Origin of the sequence: Streptomyces liangshanensis (assembly GCF_011694815.1) — a bacterium.
In the GTDB taxonomy this organism is placed as follows: domain Bacteria; phylum Actinomycetota; class Actinomycetes; order Streptomycetales; family Streptomycetaceae; genus Streptomyces; species Streptomyces liangshanensis.
In genome coordinates this window covers 3,798,054-3,812,128 of sequence record NZ_CP050177.1, presented here as the reverse complement: position 1 = coordinate 3,812,128, position 14,075 = coordinate 3,798,054, and the positions used below count along the sequence as shown (strand labels likewise).

Here is a 14,075-nt window from a genome sequence, read left to right as displayed (position 1 = left end):
TCGTCCACGCTCTGAGTGAAGTAGCTGAATTGAATGACGATACGGACGTCAACTGTGATGTGTGTTTCAGCTATGTTCTGAGGTCGGATGGGTTGTACTTTGTTCGCCTTTCAATGGTTGGGCTGTATGCAACCTTTGAAAGGTTGCACGGTCACCGAGATGCGGACCTTATTACCTCACGGAAGGATTGTTCATCGGACTTCGAGCGTGATGTATTCCAATTGCTGACGGCCCGTGGTTTCCATGTCTTGTCTGAAGGTGAGCTGAATTCGGTAGTTGGTCTAGCGCTTCCGGGCATTGACAACGGGGCGGTGACTGTGCGCAATGCTATCTTCTCTCCAGAGGAGTAAGCATTCGCCTACGCGGAGGCAGGTTAGGAAATCCCGAGAGCTATCGTGTTTCGAGAGTGGTGTTCACCGGAGAGGTGCAGCGGTGCGGCGAATACGAAGTCGGCCGCTGGAGTATGCCCAGAACGTCCTCGCCTTCGGTGTCAAAGTCGTCTTAGGTGTTGACCACCCGCTGGTTGGCTCACAGGCTCTGCCTTCGCGTTGCCCCAGTCCTTGACCATCGGAAAGGCTTGCGCGCCGCCGGGTGAGCGGCTGCTCAGTGTGGCCCGTGGTCCGGGGGGCGCGTGGGGGACTTGTGGGTGGTGGTTTTGGAGGGGATCTCGGGGTCCCAGAGGTTGCGGGTGTAGGGGAAGGAACTGTTGCGGGTCTTGTGCTGGGCGTTCAGGCGCCTGATCACGAAGACTCCGGCGACGAGTAGAGCTGTGGTCACGAGGGCCACTAGCAGGCTGATCAGTGTGCTGGTGTCCATCGGTGGCTCCGCGTCCGAGGGGTCCCCCGTATTCACCGTACTCCGGTGTCGGCTTCCGGGGTTTACCGAAAGTGGGCCGAGACCGGTGTTCCCGTGATCGTGGGTGTCCTGCGACGATGGGTGGAGTGGTGGACATTCGCGTGCGCCTCGTACAGCGGGTGTCCGGCGGGCTGGCGTACATGCGGGCGGGAGTGCACGTGTCAGAGGTGTTCATCCGGCGCCTTAGCCGGTGGCAGGCGGAGCAGCAGCGCGAGGACGTGGCGGATGTGTACGTCGAGGCGTACCACCGGGTCCACGGTGAGGAGTTCCACGACCGGCAGGAGTTCCTGCGGGCGTTCGCGGAGGACGTGCAGCGGACCGGGTTCGACATGGTGGTCGCGAGCGGTGGGGGGAAGCCGGCGGCGCACGCGTACGGGTTCCTGCTCGATCGGGACGGCGAGTGGTGGCGCGGGCTGGACGACGGGGTGCCGTGGGACGTCGAGGAACTCACCGTGTCCGGGCAGGTGTTCGGGCTCGCCGAGTTGATGGTCCTGCCCGCGTTCCGGCGGAGTGGGGTGGCTACGCGGATGGTTGAGCAGTTGCTGCTGCGGACGGACGCGGCGCTGGTGACGATGCGGATCGATCCGGCGAACGAGGCCGCGGTGGGTGCGTTGCGGTCCTGGGGGTGGACGCGGCTCGGGGTCGCGCGTTCGGCGGCCAGCGAGGCGGTTCCCTCGGTGGGTGTGGGTGTGGGGGCGTCGGGAACGGGGGCGGGTGCGGGTGTGGGGGGCGGTACGGATGTGTGGTGTCGGGCTCTGACTCCTTGAGGGCGCGGGGGTGGAGTGACGGGGCGTTAGGTTGGGTTAGGGTTGCCTTGCCTTAGTTCTGTTGACCGCCGCGCTTCGGAGTCGTACCCATGACAGTGCCTCGTCCTGCCGGTCCGTCCGAGACGCCCGCGGGGTCGATTCTGCGGCGGCAGCGGGAGCGGGAGTCGTCCGCGCGTACGTACGCCCGGTCGTTCCCCATCGTTCCGGCCCGCGCGCAGGGCATGGTGGTGGAGGGCGTCGACGGGCGCCGGTATCTCGACTGCCTTTCCGGGGCTGGGTCGTTGGCGCTCGGGCACAACCATCCCGTCGTACGGGAGGCTCTGCGGCGCACCCTCGACAGCGGGGCGCCGCTCCACGTCCTCGACCTCGCCACGCCCGAGAAGGACGACTTCACCGACGCGCTCTTCGCCACGCTGCCCAAGGGGTTCGCCGACCGGGCCCGGATCCACTTCTGCGGTCCGGCCGGTACGGACGCCGTCGAGGCCGCCCTGAAACTGACGCAGACCGCGACCGGGCGGCGCGGGGTGCTGGCGTTCACCGGGGCGTACCACGGGATGACGGCGGGGGCGCTGGCGGCGAGCGGGACGGTCGCGGTGAAGGAGCGGGTGGCGGGCGGGGGCGCGGGTGAGGTGACGCGGTTGCCGTATCCGTACGCGTACCGGTGTCCGTTCGGCGTGGGGGGTGAGGGGGGTACGGATCTGGCCGTGACGTACGCGGAACGCCTCCTCGACGATCCCGCCGGGGGCGTCGTCCCGCCCGCCGCGATGATCCTGGAGGCGGTGCAGGGGGAGGGCGGCGCGGTCGTCGCGCCGGACCGGTGGCTGCGGGCGATGCGGCGGATCACGAGCGAGCGGGACATCCCGCTGATCGTGGACGAGGTGCAGACCGGGGTGGGGCGGACGGGCGCGTTCTGGGCGGTCGAGCACAGCGGGGTCGTGCCGGACGTGATGGTGATGTCGAAGGCGGTCGGCGGGGGGCTGCCGATGGCGGTGATCGTGTACGACGAGCGGTACGACGGCTGGTTGCCGGGCGCGCACACGGGCACGTTCCGGGGGAACACGCTGGCGATGGCGGCGGGGGCGGCGACGCTGCGGTACGTGGCCCGGGAGGGGTTGGTCGCGCGCGCGGCGGCGGTGGGGGCGTGGATGACGGCCCGGCTGGAGGAACTGCGGGGGGCGCTGCCCGTGATCGGTGACGTGCGGGGGCGGGGGCTGATGATCGGCGTCGAACTGGTCGATGTGGCGGGGCCGTTGGACGCGTGTGGCGCCTATCCGGCGGACCCTGACCTGGCGCGGCGGGTCCGCGCGGCGTGCCTGGAGCGGGGGCTGATCGTGGAGTTGGGCGGGCGGTACGACGCGACGCTGCGGTTGCTGCCGCCGCTGACGATCACGGACGAGGAGGCGGGGGAGGTGGTGGAGCGGGTGGCGGAGGCGGTCGCGGCGGTCGTGGCGGAGTCGCTGGGGTCCGGTTCGGGTGGGCGTTCGGGCGGGACTGCTTCGGGTTCGGGGCCGGGTGGGCCCACGACGTATGGGGTCGGGGGCCTGGCGGCGGGGTGGGGTGTGGTGGCGTCGGACTCGGACTCGGACTCGGGCTCGGTGGCGCGGGTGGGTGGTGAGGCGGAGGCCGCTGGGGACGGGTCTGTGGCGCCCGGCGCGGATGGCGTGCCTGGCGCGGACGCTTCGGCGCGGGAGCGGTGACTTGAGCGAGGAACTCTCCGGTGGGGTGGGCGGGGCCGCCGCCCTGGAGCCCTTGGTCGCCGCCGTGCTGAGCGCCCTCGCCGACGGGGCCGCGCTGCGCGGCGGGCCCCTTCCCGCCGGGTTGCCACAGGACATCGCCGCGGCGGTGGCGGAGGAGTTCTTGGCTGGGGAGGGCGGTGGTGGTGCGGGTGGGGCTGCGGCGTGCCCGGGGGCGGTTCTCTCGCGGTTTGCTCGGCTGCTTGCCGCCGGGAGTGCCGACCCTGCCCATCCCGGGTGCGCCGCCCACCTGCACTGTCCGCCCCTCGCCGTTGCCGTGGCCGCCGATCTCGCCGTGTCCGCGCTCAACCCCTCCCAGGACTCGTGGGACCAGGCCCCCGCCGCCACCGCCCTGGAGACCTTGCTGATCGGGGAGTTGGCGGGGATGGCCGGGTACGACCCCGGCCGCGCCGCCGGGGTGCTCACCTCCGGGGGGACCGAGTCCAACCTCATGGGGCTGATGCTCGCCCGCGACCGCGTCCTCGGGGCCGTGACCGGGCGGCGCGTCGAGATGAGCGGGGTCGCGGGTGGTCCCCGGCCCCGCGTCCTCGCCTCCGCCGCCGCGCACTTCTCCGTCCAACGGGCCGCCGCCGTCCTCGGGCTCGGGGAGGACGCGGTGATCCCCGTGCCGGTGGACCGGAACCTCCGTATGCGGGAAGGGGAGTTGGCCGCGCTGCTCGACTCGTGCCGGCGCCGGGGACAGGTGCCCGTCGCGGTGGTCGCCACCGCCGGTACGACCGACACCGGGGCCGTCGACCCGCTGCGCGCCTGCGCCGAACTGGCCGCCGCGCACGGGGCGTGGCTGCACGTGGACGCCGCGTACGGCGGCGGCGCGCTGCTCTCCGACCGGCTCGCGCCGCTCCTGGACGGGATCGGCGCGGCCGACTCCCTATCCCTCGACTGGCACAAGCTCGGCTGGCAGCCGGCCGCCGCCGGGGTGTTCCTGGTGCGGGAGTCGGAGACGTACGCCTCGCTGGCCCGCCGCGCGGTCTACCTGAACCCGGCCGACGACGAAGAGGCCGGCTATCCCAGCCTGTTGGGGCTGTCGTTGCGTACGACACGGCGTGCCGACGCCTTCAAGATCGCGGTCACGCTGCGCACGCTCGGCCGGGAGGGCCTGGGCCGGCTCGTCGACGCGTGCCACGACCTCGCGCGGGCGGGAGCCCGTACCGTACAGGAGCATCCCCGGCTGGAGTTGCACGCCGAACCGGTCCTCACCGCATTCCTGTTCCGGTACGTGGGGGGCGGGGCGGCGCACGAACCGGCCGCCCTCGACCACCTCAACGCCTCGCTGCGGCGCCGCCTCCTCCGCGAGGGCCGCGCCGTCGTCGGCCGTACCGAACTCCCCGGCGAGGGACCCGGCCGCGTCCGGCTCAAGCTCACCCTGCTCAACCCCCACACCACTCCGGCCGAGGTGGCGCGCCTGCTGCACGCGGTGGTCGCCGCCGGCCGGGCCGAGGAGGACCTGCTGTGACCCCTCAACCCGCCGCCACCCCTCCGACTCCTCCGACCGCGCCGACTGCGCCGACCGCTCCGACCGCTCCGACGGGCACGTCCGCCGAACTGCCGCCCGTCCACGACCTCCTGGGCATCGGCATCGGGCCGTTCAACCTCTCGCTCGCCGCGCTCTGCGACGGCGTGCCCGGTCTGCGCGCGCTGTTCCTCGACGCCAAGCCGGACTTCTCCTGGCACCCGGGGCTGCTGCTCGACGGGACGACGCTCCAAGTCCCCTTCCTGGCCGACCTGGTGACGATGGTCGATCCCACCAGCCCCTGGTCGTACCTGAATTACCTGCGCGAGCACGACCGGATGTTCCCGTTTTTCTTCTCGGAACGGTTCCACATACCGCGCAGGGAGTACGACCACTACTGCCGCTGGGTCGCCGGCCGCCTGCCCTCCTGCCGCTTCGACGCGCGGGTCACCGAGCTGGCGTGGGACGAGGGCGCCGAGGCGTTCGCCGTCACGTACCGGTCGGCGGCGGGTGGCGCGGCGCGGGTCCTGGCGCGGCAGGTCGTGCTGGGCGTCGGTACGCAGCCGGTGGTCCCCGAGCCGCTGCTGCCGCTGCTCACGGGAGGCGGTGGGCACCGGGGGCGGGGCTTGGGCGACGCCGGGCATCGGGGGCGGGTGCTGCACAGCGCCGACTACCGTGCGCACCGGGCCGAGTTGGCCGGTCTGGACGACGTCACGGTGATCGGGGCGGGGCAGTCGGGCGCGGAGGTGGTGCTCGACCTGCTGCGTCAGCAGCCCGTGGGGCCGCGCGACGGGGCGGCGGCCGGGCCGTACGTGCGCTGGCTCGCGCGGACCCCGGCCTTCGCGCCCATGGAGTACTCCAAGATCGGCCTGGAGCACTTCACCCCCGACTACATCCGCTACTTCCGCGGCCTCCCGGAGCGGCGCCGCGAGCAACTCGTGCGGGAGCAGTGGCAGTTGTACAAGGGGGTCAGCGAGGAGACGCTGGCGGCGATCCACGACGAGCTGTACGAGCGGACGGTCGGCGGTACGGAACCGCGCACCGCCCTCCATCCCGGCGTCGCCGTCGTGGAGGCCGAGCCCCTGCCGGACGGGGGCGGGTACCGCCTTGTGTGCCTGCACACCGAGCGGGACGAGCGCTTCGAGGTCCGTACGGCGGCGATCGTGTCGGCCACCGGGTACGCGGCGGTCCGCCCGGCCTTCCTGGAGCCGCTGTCGAAGCTCGTGGACTGGGACGGCAAGGGGCGCTACCGCATCGACGCCGACTACCGCGTGGCGCTCGCCCCGCACGTGTCCGGCGGCCTGTACGTCCAGAACGCCGAGCTGCACACGCACGGCGTGAGCGCCCCCGACCTGACCCTGGGCGCGTGGCGCGCGGCGACGATCCTCAACGCGGTCGCGGGGAGGCGGGTGTTGAGACTCCCGGAGCGCGCGGCGTGGACGACGTTCGGGGTGCCGGGGGAGTGAGGCGGGGGCGCCGCGTGGGGGTGGGCGGGGCGCCGGGCGGGGTGTCGGCCCGGGGGACTGGCGTGGTCCGGGTTACTTCACCAGCCGGAAGGCGGGGTGCGCGGCCCAGGCCCGCAGGAACTCGGCCGTTCCGACGGGGCGGCGGGGGAGGCTCTGGAGATCCTCAAGTTGCTTGCCATGCCCGGAGCGTGGCCGTCAGGGTGAGGCGTATGACAGCTTTCGCGGGACTCAGCGGTAAGCACGACTTCGTGCCGGTCATCCGGGACGCGGACGTGGTGGCGACGGCCCTGCGGCAGGCGCTGGCCGAGGCGCCGCCCGAGGAGCGTCCGGGGCTGGAACGCGCCGTCGCGCTCGTGGAGTCGACCGCCGCGGCCACCGACGGCCGGCTGCGCGCCCGGTGGGTCCGCTCGCGGCTGGCGGCCGTCGGCTTCACCGGGGACATCGCCTCGGTCGCGGCCGTGAAGGCGCTGCGCCAGGCGGAGCCGCAACTGAGCCTGCTGGCGGCGGCGCGATTGCAGAAGGAAGCGGTCGACAGCCCGGAGTGAAGTGGCACGTCGCGGCAGATCCTCCCCGCGGGGCCGGGCGCCCGGAACCGCCTACCCGCTAGCGCGCGGCGGAGACGTATGTCTTCTCGATCGTGTCGAGCATCTTCTCCGCGCCGGTGTAGCCGATGCCCAGCATCCACAGGTTGTCGTCGACCGCGAACGCGTGGCCCTTCTTCACGGCGGTGAGGTTCTTCCACAGGGGGCTCGCGGTGGTCGCGGTCTGCTTGGCCTTGGCCGGGTCCCCGTACGTGGAGTGGTAGAGGACGTCCGCGTCGGCCTTGTCGATCTGTTCGGGGCTGACGTCGAGCGAGAAACCGGCGCGGTCCTGGTTGGCGGGGCGGCCCAGGCCGAGGTCCTTGAAGACGGAGCCGACGAACGTGTCGTTCAGGTAGAGGCGGGTGTCGGCGCCCTCCACGAACCGTACGAACCCGACCTTCGTCTTCTTCGCCTTCTCGGGCCCGCCCAGCGCCGCCGTGAGCCGGGCCACGTGCGCGTCGTAGGCGGCGGCGATCCTGTCGGACTCGGGCTTCTTGCCGAGGGCCTCGGCGTGCAGCGCGAAGTTCTGGCGCCAACTGGGGCCCGTGGTCTCGGTGAAGACGGTAGGGGCGATCGCGGACAGCGCGGCGTAGTTCTTCTCGTCGCGGACCTTGCTGCTCAGGATCAGGTCCGGCTTGAGCGCGGCGATCGCCTCCAGGTTCGGTGCGGCGATCAGGCCGACCGGCTTGACGCCCTTGAGGCGGTCGGCCGGCAGATAGGTGGAGACGGGCGCGTCGGCGGCAACGGTGGTGGCGCCGACGGGAGTTGCCCCGAGGGTGACCACGGAGTCCAGTGCGTCGGTGTCCAGGACGACGATCCGCCGGGGTACGTTCGCGACCTTCACGTCCCCCATGACCGTGGCCACGATGTGCGTCGCCGCGGCCCGCGCCCCGTCCCCGCCGGACGGACCGGACGCGCCGTCCCCCGGGCCGTCGCCGTCGCCGCCGCACGCGGTGAGCGTCAATACGAGGGCGGCGCTGGTGGCGACGGCGGCCGTGAGCCGGCGGGCGGGGGGTGTGGACACGATCGGGGGCCTCCTCGGCGGTGCCCCGGGGTCGGTCCGGGACGTGGCATGGGTGGGTTAGGCGAGCCTAACCGTGAGGAGGGGGTGGGGCCAGAGGGTTTCGGACGGGGACAGCGTCAAGACCGTTGCTGGAGGCGGAGGGTGACGTGACGTCAGATGAACTGCCGTGGAGTGGGTCGGCACGCGGGGCCGGATGGAGTCACGCGGGAGCAGGTGTTTCGTCGCGCGTTCAGATGACCGGCGGGCGGCCCAGTGCCGTCATGCGGCGTACGGTGCTCCAGCGCATCGGGCGGCGCGTCCCGCACGCCGTTCTGACGCCCTCGGCGAAGCCGCCGAACCAGGCGCGCAGGCCCGTCATGGAGCGGGTACGGGCCACCGTCAGCAGGATCCACGTGCCCAGGTAGAGGGGGACGAGCGGCGCGGGCAGGTTGCGGCGCGCCAGCCAGACGCGGTTGCGGGCGGTCATCCGGTAGTACTCGGCGTGCCGGGCGGGGGACGTGCGCGGGTGCTGGAGCACCAGGTCGGGCTCGTACCGGATCGTCCAGCCCGCGTCGAGCGCGCGCCAGGCGAGGTCGGTCTCCTCGTGCGTGAAGAAGAACGCGTCCGGCCAGCCGCCGGTCTCCGCCAGCATCGGCATGGAGAGCGCGTGGCCGCCGCCGAGGAACGTGGTCACCTCGCCGCCCCGCATCGGGTCGTCGGCGCGCAGGCGCGGTACGTGGCGGCGCTGCGTGAAACCGGTCTCGTCCGCGATGCGGAAGCTGACGATGCCGAGCTTCGGGTCCGCCTCGTACAGGTCGGCCACCCGGGTGATCACGTCGGCCTCGATGAGGAGACCGTCGTCGTCCAGGTCGACCAGGATGTCGACGTCCCCGTACTCGCGGAGCTTCTCCATGGCGACGTTGCGTCCGCCGGAGACGCCGAGGTTCTCGGGGAGTTCGACGCCGATGACGCCGTCGGGCAGCTGCGGCAGGGGCGAACCGTTGCCGACGACCACGATCCGGGTGGCCGGTTCGCGCTGTTTGGCCACGGAGTCCAGCAGGGCCCGCAGCTCGACGGGCCGGGTCCCCATGGTCAGCACGGCCACACCCACACGCGGTCGGGACATGTCCGGATCACCCCAGCTCTCGTTGACGTCAGGAAACCGATGGTATCCGGCCCCCGACATCCGGGGGCCACTGGAAGGTACCCCTGCCGATGCCTTGGGTTCATCTTGACGCTCCGTGGAGGGGGTGGCTCCCTACGGGCCACATCGGTCCCACTGGCCACATCAGCACCATGTATCTCACTGATCCCACTGGTCCCACCAACCACATTGATCCCACCGGAATCAGAGGTTCACTGTGGCATACTGCTCGGTATGGTGACCGGGAGACAGGCGTGAGCGAGCCGAGGTCGGCGCCGACCATCGGGCAACTTGTCCTCAGCAGAAGGCTCCAGGCACTCCGCGAGCGCGCCGGGCTCAGCCGTGACGACGCCGGCGGACTGTTGCGGGTCACCGCCGCGACCGTACGGCGGATGGAGATGGCCGAGGTCGCGCTCAAGATCCCGTACGTACAGCTCCTGCTCTCCGCGTACGGCGTTCCCGACGACGAGGCCGCCACCTTCCTGCACCTCGTGGACGAGGCGAGCAAGCCCGGGTGGTGGCAGCGCTTCCACGACGTGCTGCCGGACTGGTTCGGCGGCCATGTCGCTCTCGAAGAGGCCGCGCGCACCATACGGTCGTACGAACCGCACTTCGTGCCCGGCCTGCTCCAGACCGAGGACTACGCCCGCGCCGTCCTGACCACCGGCGAGGTCGGCCGCGGGGTCCCGGGGCGCCTGGAACGGCACGTGGCGCTGCGGATGGAGCGGCAGTCGCTCCTCACGCGCGCCGAACAACCCCCCGTCTACTGGGCCGTCCTGGACGAGACCGTGCTGCGCAGGCCCGTCGGGTCCGCGGCCGTCATGCGGGCGCAGATCGACCGGCTCCTGGAGGCGACCGAGCGCCCCAACATCACGCTCCAGATAGCCGAGTTCGCCGCCGGGCACCATCCGGGGACGTACAGCCCGTTCGTCCTCTTCCGGTTCGCCGTGCCCGAACTCCCCGACATGGTCTACATCGAGTACCTCACCGGCGCGCTCTACCTCGACAAACCCCCCGAGGTCGCCGCGCACATGGAGGCGATGGACCGCATGGTGGCGCAGGCGGAGTCGGCGCGCCGCACCCGCGAGATCCTGGCCGCGTTCCGCAAGGATCTGTGAGGCGGGCGAGGCGCGGGAGGTGGGTGAGGCGGGGGACGCAGGCGAAGTGGGTGGCGCGGGTGGCGTCGGTCAGCGCGGGGGTACGGGCAGGTCAGCGGCGGGTACGGGCGGCAGGGGCGGCCCCGCGTACGCGCCCAGCCACACGCTCGTGATCGCGCTCACGTACCGCGCCCCGCAGTGGTCGGAGGGCACGACCAGCTGACTGCCCTCGGCGTCCAGGTCGCGTCCGTCCATGGAGGTGGCCAGCAGGATGGGTATGTCGCCGAAGTCGGCGTCGACCTCCGCCCAGGAGAGCACCGTGTGATGGCCGTCGCCGCCGGTGACGGCGAGCAGGTAGCGCGTACGGTCCTTGCGGCGCCGGGCGTCGAAGTCGGGGCTCGCGTCGGCGATCACGTCCCGGAGCAGGGCGCCCTCGAAGGTGTGGTGCCGGGGGCCGTCGGTGGTGCAGTGGAAGACGACGTCGGCGCGGTGGGCGGCCCAGCGTTCGCGCAGGTCCGTGACGGTCAGCGACACCGGACGGGCGACTTCCCCCCGGAGCAGGAACGGGGCGGCGGCGGGAAGCGGGGTGCGGTGCTGTGTGCTGACTCGGCTCATCAGATTCCCCCTCGGGAGGTCCGCGTGCGCGGGGCGGCTGCATCGGGGTGATGCCCAGCCGCCGGGCGGGGGAATCTCGGGGACGAACCTCGGATGCGAGCCAAGACCGCTTCTTTACCTTGCCGGTGTGAGGTGAGGTGACCTCATGGGCCGCAGAAGCGATCTCGGCTCGCGGGGGGAGGGAAGGTGTGCGGTGGGGTGAGGGGCGGGCCCTTCGTCGTCAGTCGGTGACCTCTATGCGGCCGTTGACCGTGACACTTCCCGCCTCGACCGCGGCCGTGGCGGCCGCCGCCTTGCCGTCCGTACCGCTCGCGCCCAGCTTCTTCAGGAGCTCCGTCAGGTCGACTCCCGTGGTGGCGTTGAGGAGTTCGACGCCCTGCGCCACGTTGTCGGCGACCGTACGCGCCAACTGGCCCGCGCCGTCCGTCGAGATGATCGTCATCTTCTCCACCGCGCTGAGCGGCTCCGACGCCTTCGCCACGACCTCGGGCAGGACCCCGACGAGCATCTGGAGGACCGCCGCGTCCCCGTACCGGGCGAACGCGTCCGCCTTCTTGTGCATCGCCTCCGCCTCGGCCGCGCCCTTCGCGCCGATCGCCGCGGCCTCCGCCTCGCCCTCGATCCGTACCGCCGCCGCGAGCGCCGCGCGGTGCGCCTTCTCGCCCTCACCGGTGAGCCGGGCGCGGTCGGCCTCGGCCTCGGCCTCCTTGACCTGCGCGATCCGCCGGGCCTCCGCCTCCTGCTCGGCGCGGTACCGGGCCGCGTCGGCCGGCTTGCGCACCTGCGTGTCCAACTCGCGGTCGGTCAGGGCGGCCTGACGCTCCGCCACCTTTTCCTGCTCGCTGAGCACTTCCTGCTCGCGGGCCGCCCGCGCGAGCGGTCCCGCGGCCGCCGCGCGCGCCTTGGCCTCGTCCGTCTCGGCCTTGATCTCGGCCTGCTTGAGCTCGAAGGTCCGCTGCGCGATCGCGATCTCCTCCTCGGCCTTGAGCCGCGCCTGCTCGGCGGCCCGGCGCGCGACGGCCTCGGCGATGTCCGCCTCCTGCTTGGCGCGGGCGGCCTCGGGACGGCCGAGGTCCTCCAGGTACGAGCCCTCGGTGGTGATGTCCTGGATCTGGAACGCGTCGAGCACCAGCCCCTGCCCCGACAGGCTCGCCTCGGCCTCCTCCGCGACCTGGCCGGCGAAGGCCGCGCGGTCCCGGATGATGTCCTCCACCGACATGCGGCCGACGATGGACCGCAGGGCGCCCGAGAGCACCTCCTGCGTGAAGCCGACGATCCCGCCCTGCTGGCGCAGGAACCGCTGGGCCGCGGCCCGGATCGAGTCCTCGTTGCCGCCGACCTTCACGATGGCGACGCCTTCGAGGTGGGCCTTGACGCCGCGCAGGGTGACCGCGCCGCGTACCGCGACGGGGATGTGCCGGCTCGACAGGTCGAGCGAGAACTTCTGCTGGACGAACGGGACGACGAACACCCCACCGCCCACCACGACCTTCTGGCCGCTGTTGTCGGTGAAGACCTGCCCGGTCTCCGGGTCGGTGGCCTGCTTGCCGCGCCGCCCGGTGACGATGAACGCCTCGCTGGGCCCGGCGACCTTGTAGCGGGTGACGACGGCGACGGCGAGCAGGACGGCGAGGACGCCTATCCCGAGGACGGCGATGATGACTGGACTCATGACGAACTCTCCCCTGTGATTGCTGTGGTGCCTGTGGTCCCAGTGATTCCTGTGGTCCCTGTGTGCGCGTTCGGGTGTGTGCGCGGGCGCGGGTCAGCGCTGAACGGGGCGTACGGAGACGGCCGTTGACGACAGCGTCGCCTCCACCCACACCTCGGCGCCGTACCCCACCGGCTCGTGGCTCTTCGCGGCGAACTTCACGGGCTGGCCCCCGAGCCGCAGCAGCACCTCGCCGTACCCGGACGCCGGGATGGGCGTGACGACCGTGCCCGACGTCCCCAGGAGGTCGTCGCCGCGCGGCGTCGCGGTGGTCTCGCTGCGCATCAGGGCGCGGCTGAACCGCCAGGTCAGTACGGCGGCGACGGCGCCGGCCACGGTGCCCGCGGCGACGGCGGCGACGACGCCGAGATCCGTCGTACCGAGCACGATCGCACCGCAGAAACCGAGCATCGACACGAAGCCGGCGATCACCGGCAGTGACAGCAGCCCGTCGAAGAAGCCGTTCAACACCCCGCCGAAGGCGCCTTCGAGCGCGCCGTCCAGAATCAGCGAAAGGATCAGCAGCGCGATCCCCCCGACGCCGAGACCCAGGAACAGGGTCATCGGAACCACCTCCCCCGTGCCGCCACCGACCCCCTCGGTGGAACTCGATTGTCGCACTTCGGGGCGCTCCGGTGCATTGCCGTTGTTCCCCCGATTCACACGAGTTGGGGGTGGGGCGCGGTCACGGGGCCGGTTCCGAGGGCGAGTTGGGCGTCTCGTACGCCGTCGATGACCCGGGTCCGGTCCCGAATGTCACAGGGCGGCGACGAGGGCGTCCTCAGTCCAGGACCGCCCTTACGGCCGGGGCATGGCACCCGACACAGTGGTGATCACGCAGGGGGACGCGCCCTGATTCGCAGACAACATCCCGACACACAGATGGAGTTCGTCATCATGGCCCGTACCCACCTTCGCAAGGCCGTCCTCGCCGCCGTCGCCCTCGTCGCCGCCACCACCCTGCTGACGGCCTGCGACGGGGACGACGTCGCCGCGACGGAGCCGGCGGCGTCCGGCACGGCCACGGCGGCGCCCGCCGCGAAGGAGAAGCCGGCGGCCAACGAGCAGCCGGCCACCGGGAAGGGCGCGGACGAGGGCGACACCACGGCCGGCAGCGGCGCGGACGAGGGCGACACCACCGCGGGCAGCGGCGCCGACGAGGGCGACACCACCGCCGGGAGCGGCAACGGCGAAGGGGACGTCACGGCCGGCAAGGGCAAGGGCGTCTCGGGTACGTGGTTCGGGAACGTCTCGTACATCGCCCCCGGCAAGTACTCCGTCAGCGACATGAAGGGGACGGAGCAGATGTTCTGGGTCGCCGAGGACACGGACATCCAGGGCGCGGGCGACATCTGCGGGGACGAGAACGGCCAGGCGGCCACGCCGTGCACGGAGGCCGAGTTGGAGGCGGCGGCCAAGAAGGGCGTCTCCGCCGAGGTGAAGATCGAGGGCGGCGTGGCCGTGAGTGTCGTCGACGACCACTGACCCCCGACGCGGGCGCGGTCGGCCGCCGTCGGCCGTGGCCGGAGGGTCGCGGCCGAGCCGTACCGGGCCTCCCCGGAAGCGGACTCACACTTTGCCCGGGTCGGGCGGTGACCACGTCGGCCACCACATACGCTGACCTGTCACGAG

At 71.9% G+C, this 14,075-nt stretch carries 13 protein-coding genes and 1 pseudogene; 7 read left to right on the top strand and 7 right to left on the bottom strand.

The window, feature by feature from the left end:
• Positions 1-603: 603 nt before the first annotated feature.
• Complete coding sequence (locus HA039_RS16405; RefSeq protein ID WP_167030070.1) at positions 604-816, bottom strand: hypothetical protein; 213 nt, start codon at positions 814-816, stop codon at positions 604-606.
• A 125-nt stretch (positions 817-941) separates the two neighbouring features.
• On the opposite strand from HA039_RS16405, the gene HA039_RS16400 reads away from it, so the two are divergent.
• From HA039_RS16400 to HA039_RS16385, 4 genes are all read left to right on the top strand, one after another.
• A complete protein-coding gene (locus HA039_RS16400; RefSeq protein WP_167030067.1) occupies positions 942-1,622 on the top strand; it encodes a GNAT family N-acetyltransferase in 681 nt (226 codons plus the stop codon).
• Between the two features lie 89 nt (positions 1,623-1,711).
• A complete protein-coding gene (locus HA039_RS16395) occupies positions 1,712-3,319 on the top strand; it encodes a diaminobutyrate--2-oxoglutarate transaminase family protein (protein ID WP_167030065.1) in 1,608 nt (535 codons plus the stop codon).
• Positions 3,279-4,829, top strand: a complete 1,551-nt coding sequence (locus HA039_RS16390; RefSeq protein ID WP_167030063.1) for a pyridoxal phosphate-dependent decarboxylase family protein — start codon at positions 3,279-3,281, stop codon at positions 4,827-4,829. The genes HA039_RS16395 and HA039_RS16390 overlap by 41 nt, the downstream gene beginning before the upstream one ends.
• Before the next feature lie 89 nt (positions 4,830-4,918).
• A complete protein-coding gene (locus tag HA039_RS16385) occupies positions 4,919-6,292 on the top strand; it encodes a lysine N(6)-hydroxylase/L-ornithine N(5)-oxygenase family protein (RefSeq protein ID WP_167036926.1) in 1,374 nt (457 codons plus the stop codon).
• Positions 6,293-6,364: 72 nt separating this feature from the next.
• On the opposite strand, the pseudogene HA039_RS34615 reads toward HA039_RS16385, so the two are convergent.
• A pseudogene (locus HA039_RS34615) lies at positions 6,365-6,430 on the bottom strand (DUF6368 family protein); the annotation flags it as partial.
• Between the two features lie 71 nt (positions 6,431-6,501).
• On the opposite strand from HA039_RS34615, the gene HA039_RS16380 reads away from it, so the two are divergent.
• Positions 6,502-6,837: a hypothetical protein gene (locus HA039_RS16380; protein WP_167030061.1), complete on the top strand. Its 336-nt coding sequence runs from the start codon at positions 6,502-6,504 to the stop codon at positions 6,835-6,837.
• 58 nt (positions 6,838-6,895) lie between these two features.
• Here the strand turns inward: HA039_RS16380 and HA039_RS16375 are convergent, their stop codons facing one another.
• Together HA039_RS16375 and HA039_RS16370 are read right to left on the bottom strand one after the other, a co-directional pair.
• Positions 6,896-7,897 (bottom strand): ABC transporter substrate-binding protein, encoded by a 1,002-nt coding sequence (locus tag HA039_RS16375; RefSeq protein ID WP_167030059.1) that lies wholly within the window; start codon positions 7,895-7,897, stop codon positions 6,896-6,898.
• Positions 7,898-8,126: 229 nt separating this feature from the next.
• Positions 8,127-9,002 (bottom strand): glycosyltransferase family 2 protein, encoded by an 876-nt coding sequence (locus HA039_RS16370; RefSeq protein WP_167030057.1) that lies wholly within the window; start codon positions 9,000-9,002, stop codon positions 8,127-8,129.
• 272 nt (positions 9,003-9,274) lie between these two features.
• On the opposite strand from HA039_RS16370, the gene HA039_RS16365 reads away from it, so the two are divergent.
• On the top strand, positions 9,275-10,138 hold the full coding sequence (locus HA039_RS16365; protein ID WP_167030054.1) for a helix-turn-helix domain-containing protein: 864 nt from the start codon (positions 9,275-9,277) through the stop codon (positions 10,136-10,138).
• 69 nt (positions 10,139-10,207) lie between these two features.
• Here the strand turns inward: HA039_RS16365 and HA039_RS16360 are convergent, their stop codons facing one another.
• The 3 genes from HA039_RS16360 to HA039_RS16350 all read right to left on the bottom strand — a co-directional run bounded on the left by HA039_RS16360 (position 10,208) and on the right by HA039_RS16350 (position 13,007).
• On the bottom strand, positions 10,208-10,732 hold the full coding sequence (locus HA039_RS16360) for a molybdopterin-dependent oxidoreductase (protein WP_167030052.1): 525 nt from the start codon (positions 10,730-10,732) through the stop codon (positions 10,208-10,210).
• A gap of 220 nt (positions 10,733-10,952) precedes the next feature.
• Positions 10,953-12,404 (bottom strand): SPFH domain-containing protein, encoded by a 1,452-nt coding sequence (locus HA039_RS16355; RefSeq protein ID WP_167030050.1) that lies wholly within the window; start codon positions 12,402-12,404, stop codon positions 10,953-10,955.
• Positions 12,405-12,497: 93 nt separating this feature from the next.
• The gene (locus tag HA039_RS16350) at positions 12,498-13,007 is read right to left on the bottom strand and encodes a hypothetical protein (protein WP_167030048.1); all 510 of its coding nucleotides are present in this window, start codon (positions 13,005-13,007) and stop codon (positions 12,498-12,500) included.
• Between the two features lie 333 nt (positions 13,008-13,340).
• On the opposite strand from HA039_RS16350, the gene HA039_RS16345 reads away from it, so the two are divergent.
• Positions 13,341-13,928 carry a hypothetical protein gene (locus HA039_RS16345; protein ID WP_167030046.1) on the top strand — a complete coding sequence of 196 codons (588 nt, stop codon included), beginning with the start codon at positions 13,341-13,343 and terminating at the stop codon, positions 13,926-13,928.
• The last annotated feature ends 147 nt before the right edge of the window (positions 13,929-14,075 follow it).

Coding starts and splice junctions, on each gene's coding strand:
- HA039_RS16350 (WP_167030048.1), bottom strand. CDS start 13,007: ATGACCCTGTTCCTGGGTCTCGGCGTCGGGGGGATCGCGCTGCTGATC.
- HA039_RS16370 (WP_167030057.1), bottom strand. CDS start 9,002: ATGTCCCGACCGCGTGTGGGTGTGGCCGTGCTGACCATGGGGACCCGG.
- HA039_RS16380 (WP_167030061.1), top strand. CDS start 6,502: ATGACAGCTTTCGCGGGACTCAGCGGTAAGCACGACTTCGTGCCGGTC.
- HA039_RS16395 (WP_167030065.1), top strand. CDS start 1,712: ATGACAGTGCCTCGTCCTGCCGGTCCGTCCGAGACGCCCGCGGGGTCG.
- HA039_RS16360 (WP_167030052.1), bottom strand. CDS start 10,732: ATGAGCCGAGTCAGCACACAGCACCGCACCCCGCTTCCCGCCGCCGCC.
- HA039_RS16345 (WP_167030046.1), top strand. CDS start 13,341: ATGGCCCGTACCCACCTTCGCAAGGCCGTCCTCGCCGCCGTCGCCCTC.
- HA039_RS16390 (WP_167030063.1), top strand. CDS start 3,279: ATGGCGTGCCTGGCGCGGACGCTTCGGCGCGGGAGCGGTGACTTGAGC.
- HA039_RS16405 (WP_167030070.1), bottom strand. CDS start 816: ATGGACACCAGCACACTGATCAGCCTGCTAGTGGCCCTCGTGACCACA.
- HA039_RS16355 (WP_167030050.1), bottom strand. CDS start 12,404: ATGAGTCCAGTCATCATCGCCGTCCTCGGGATAGGCGTCCTCGCCGTC.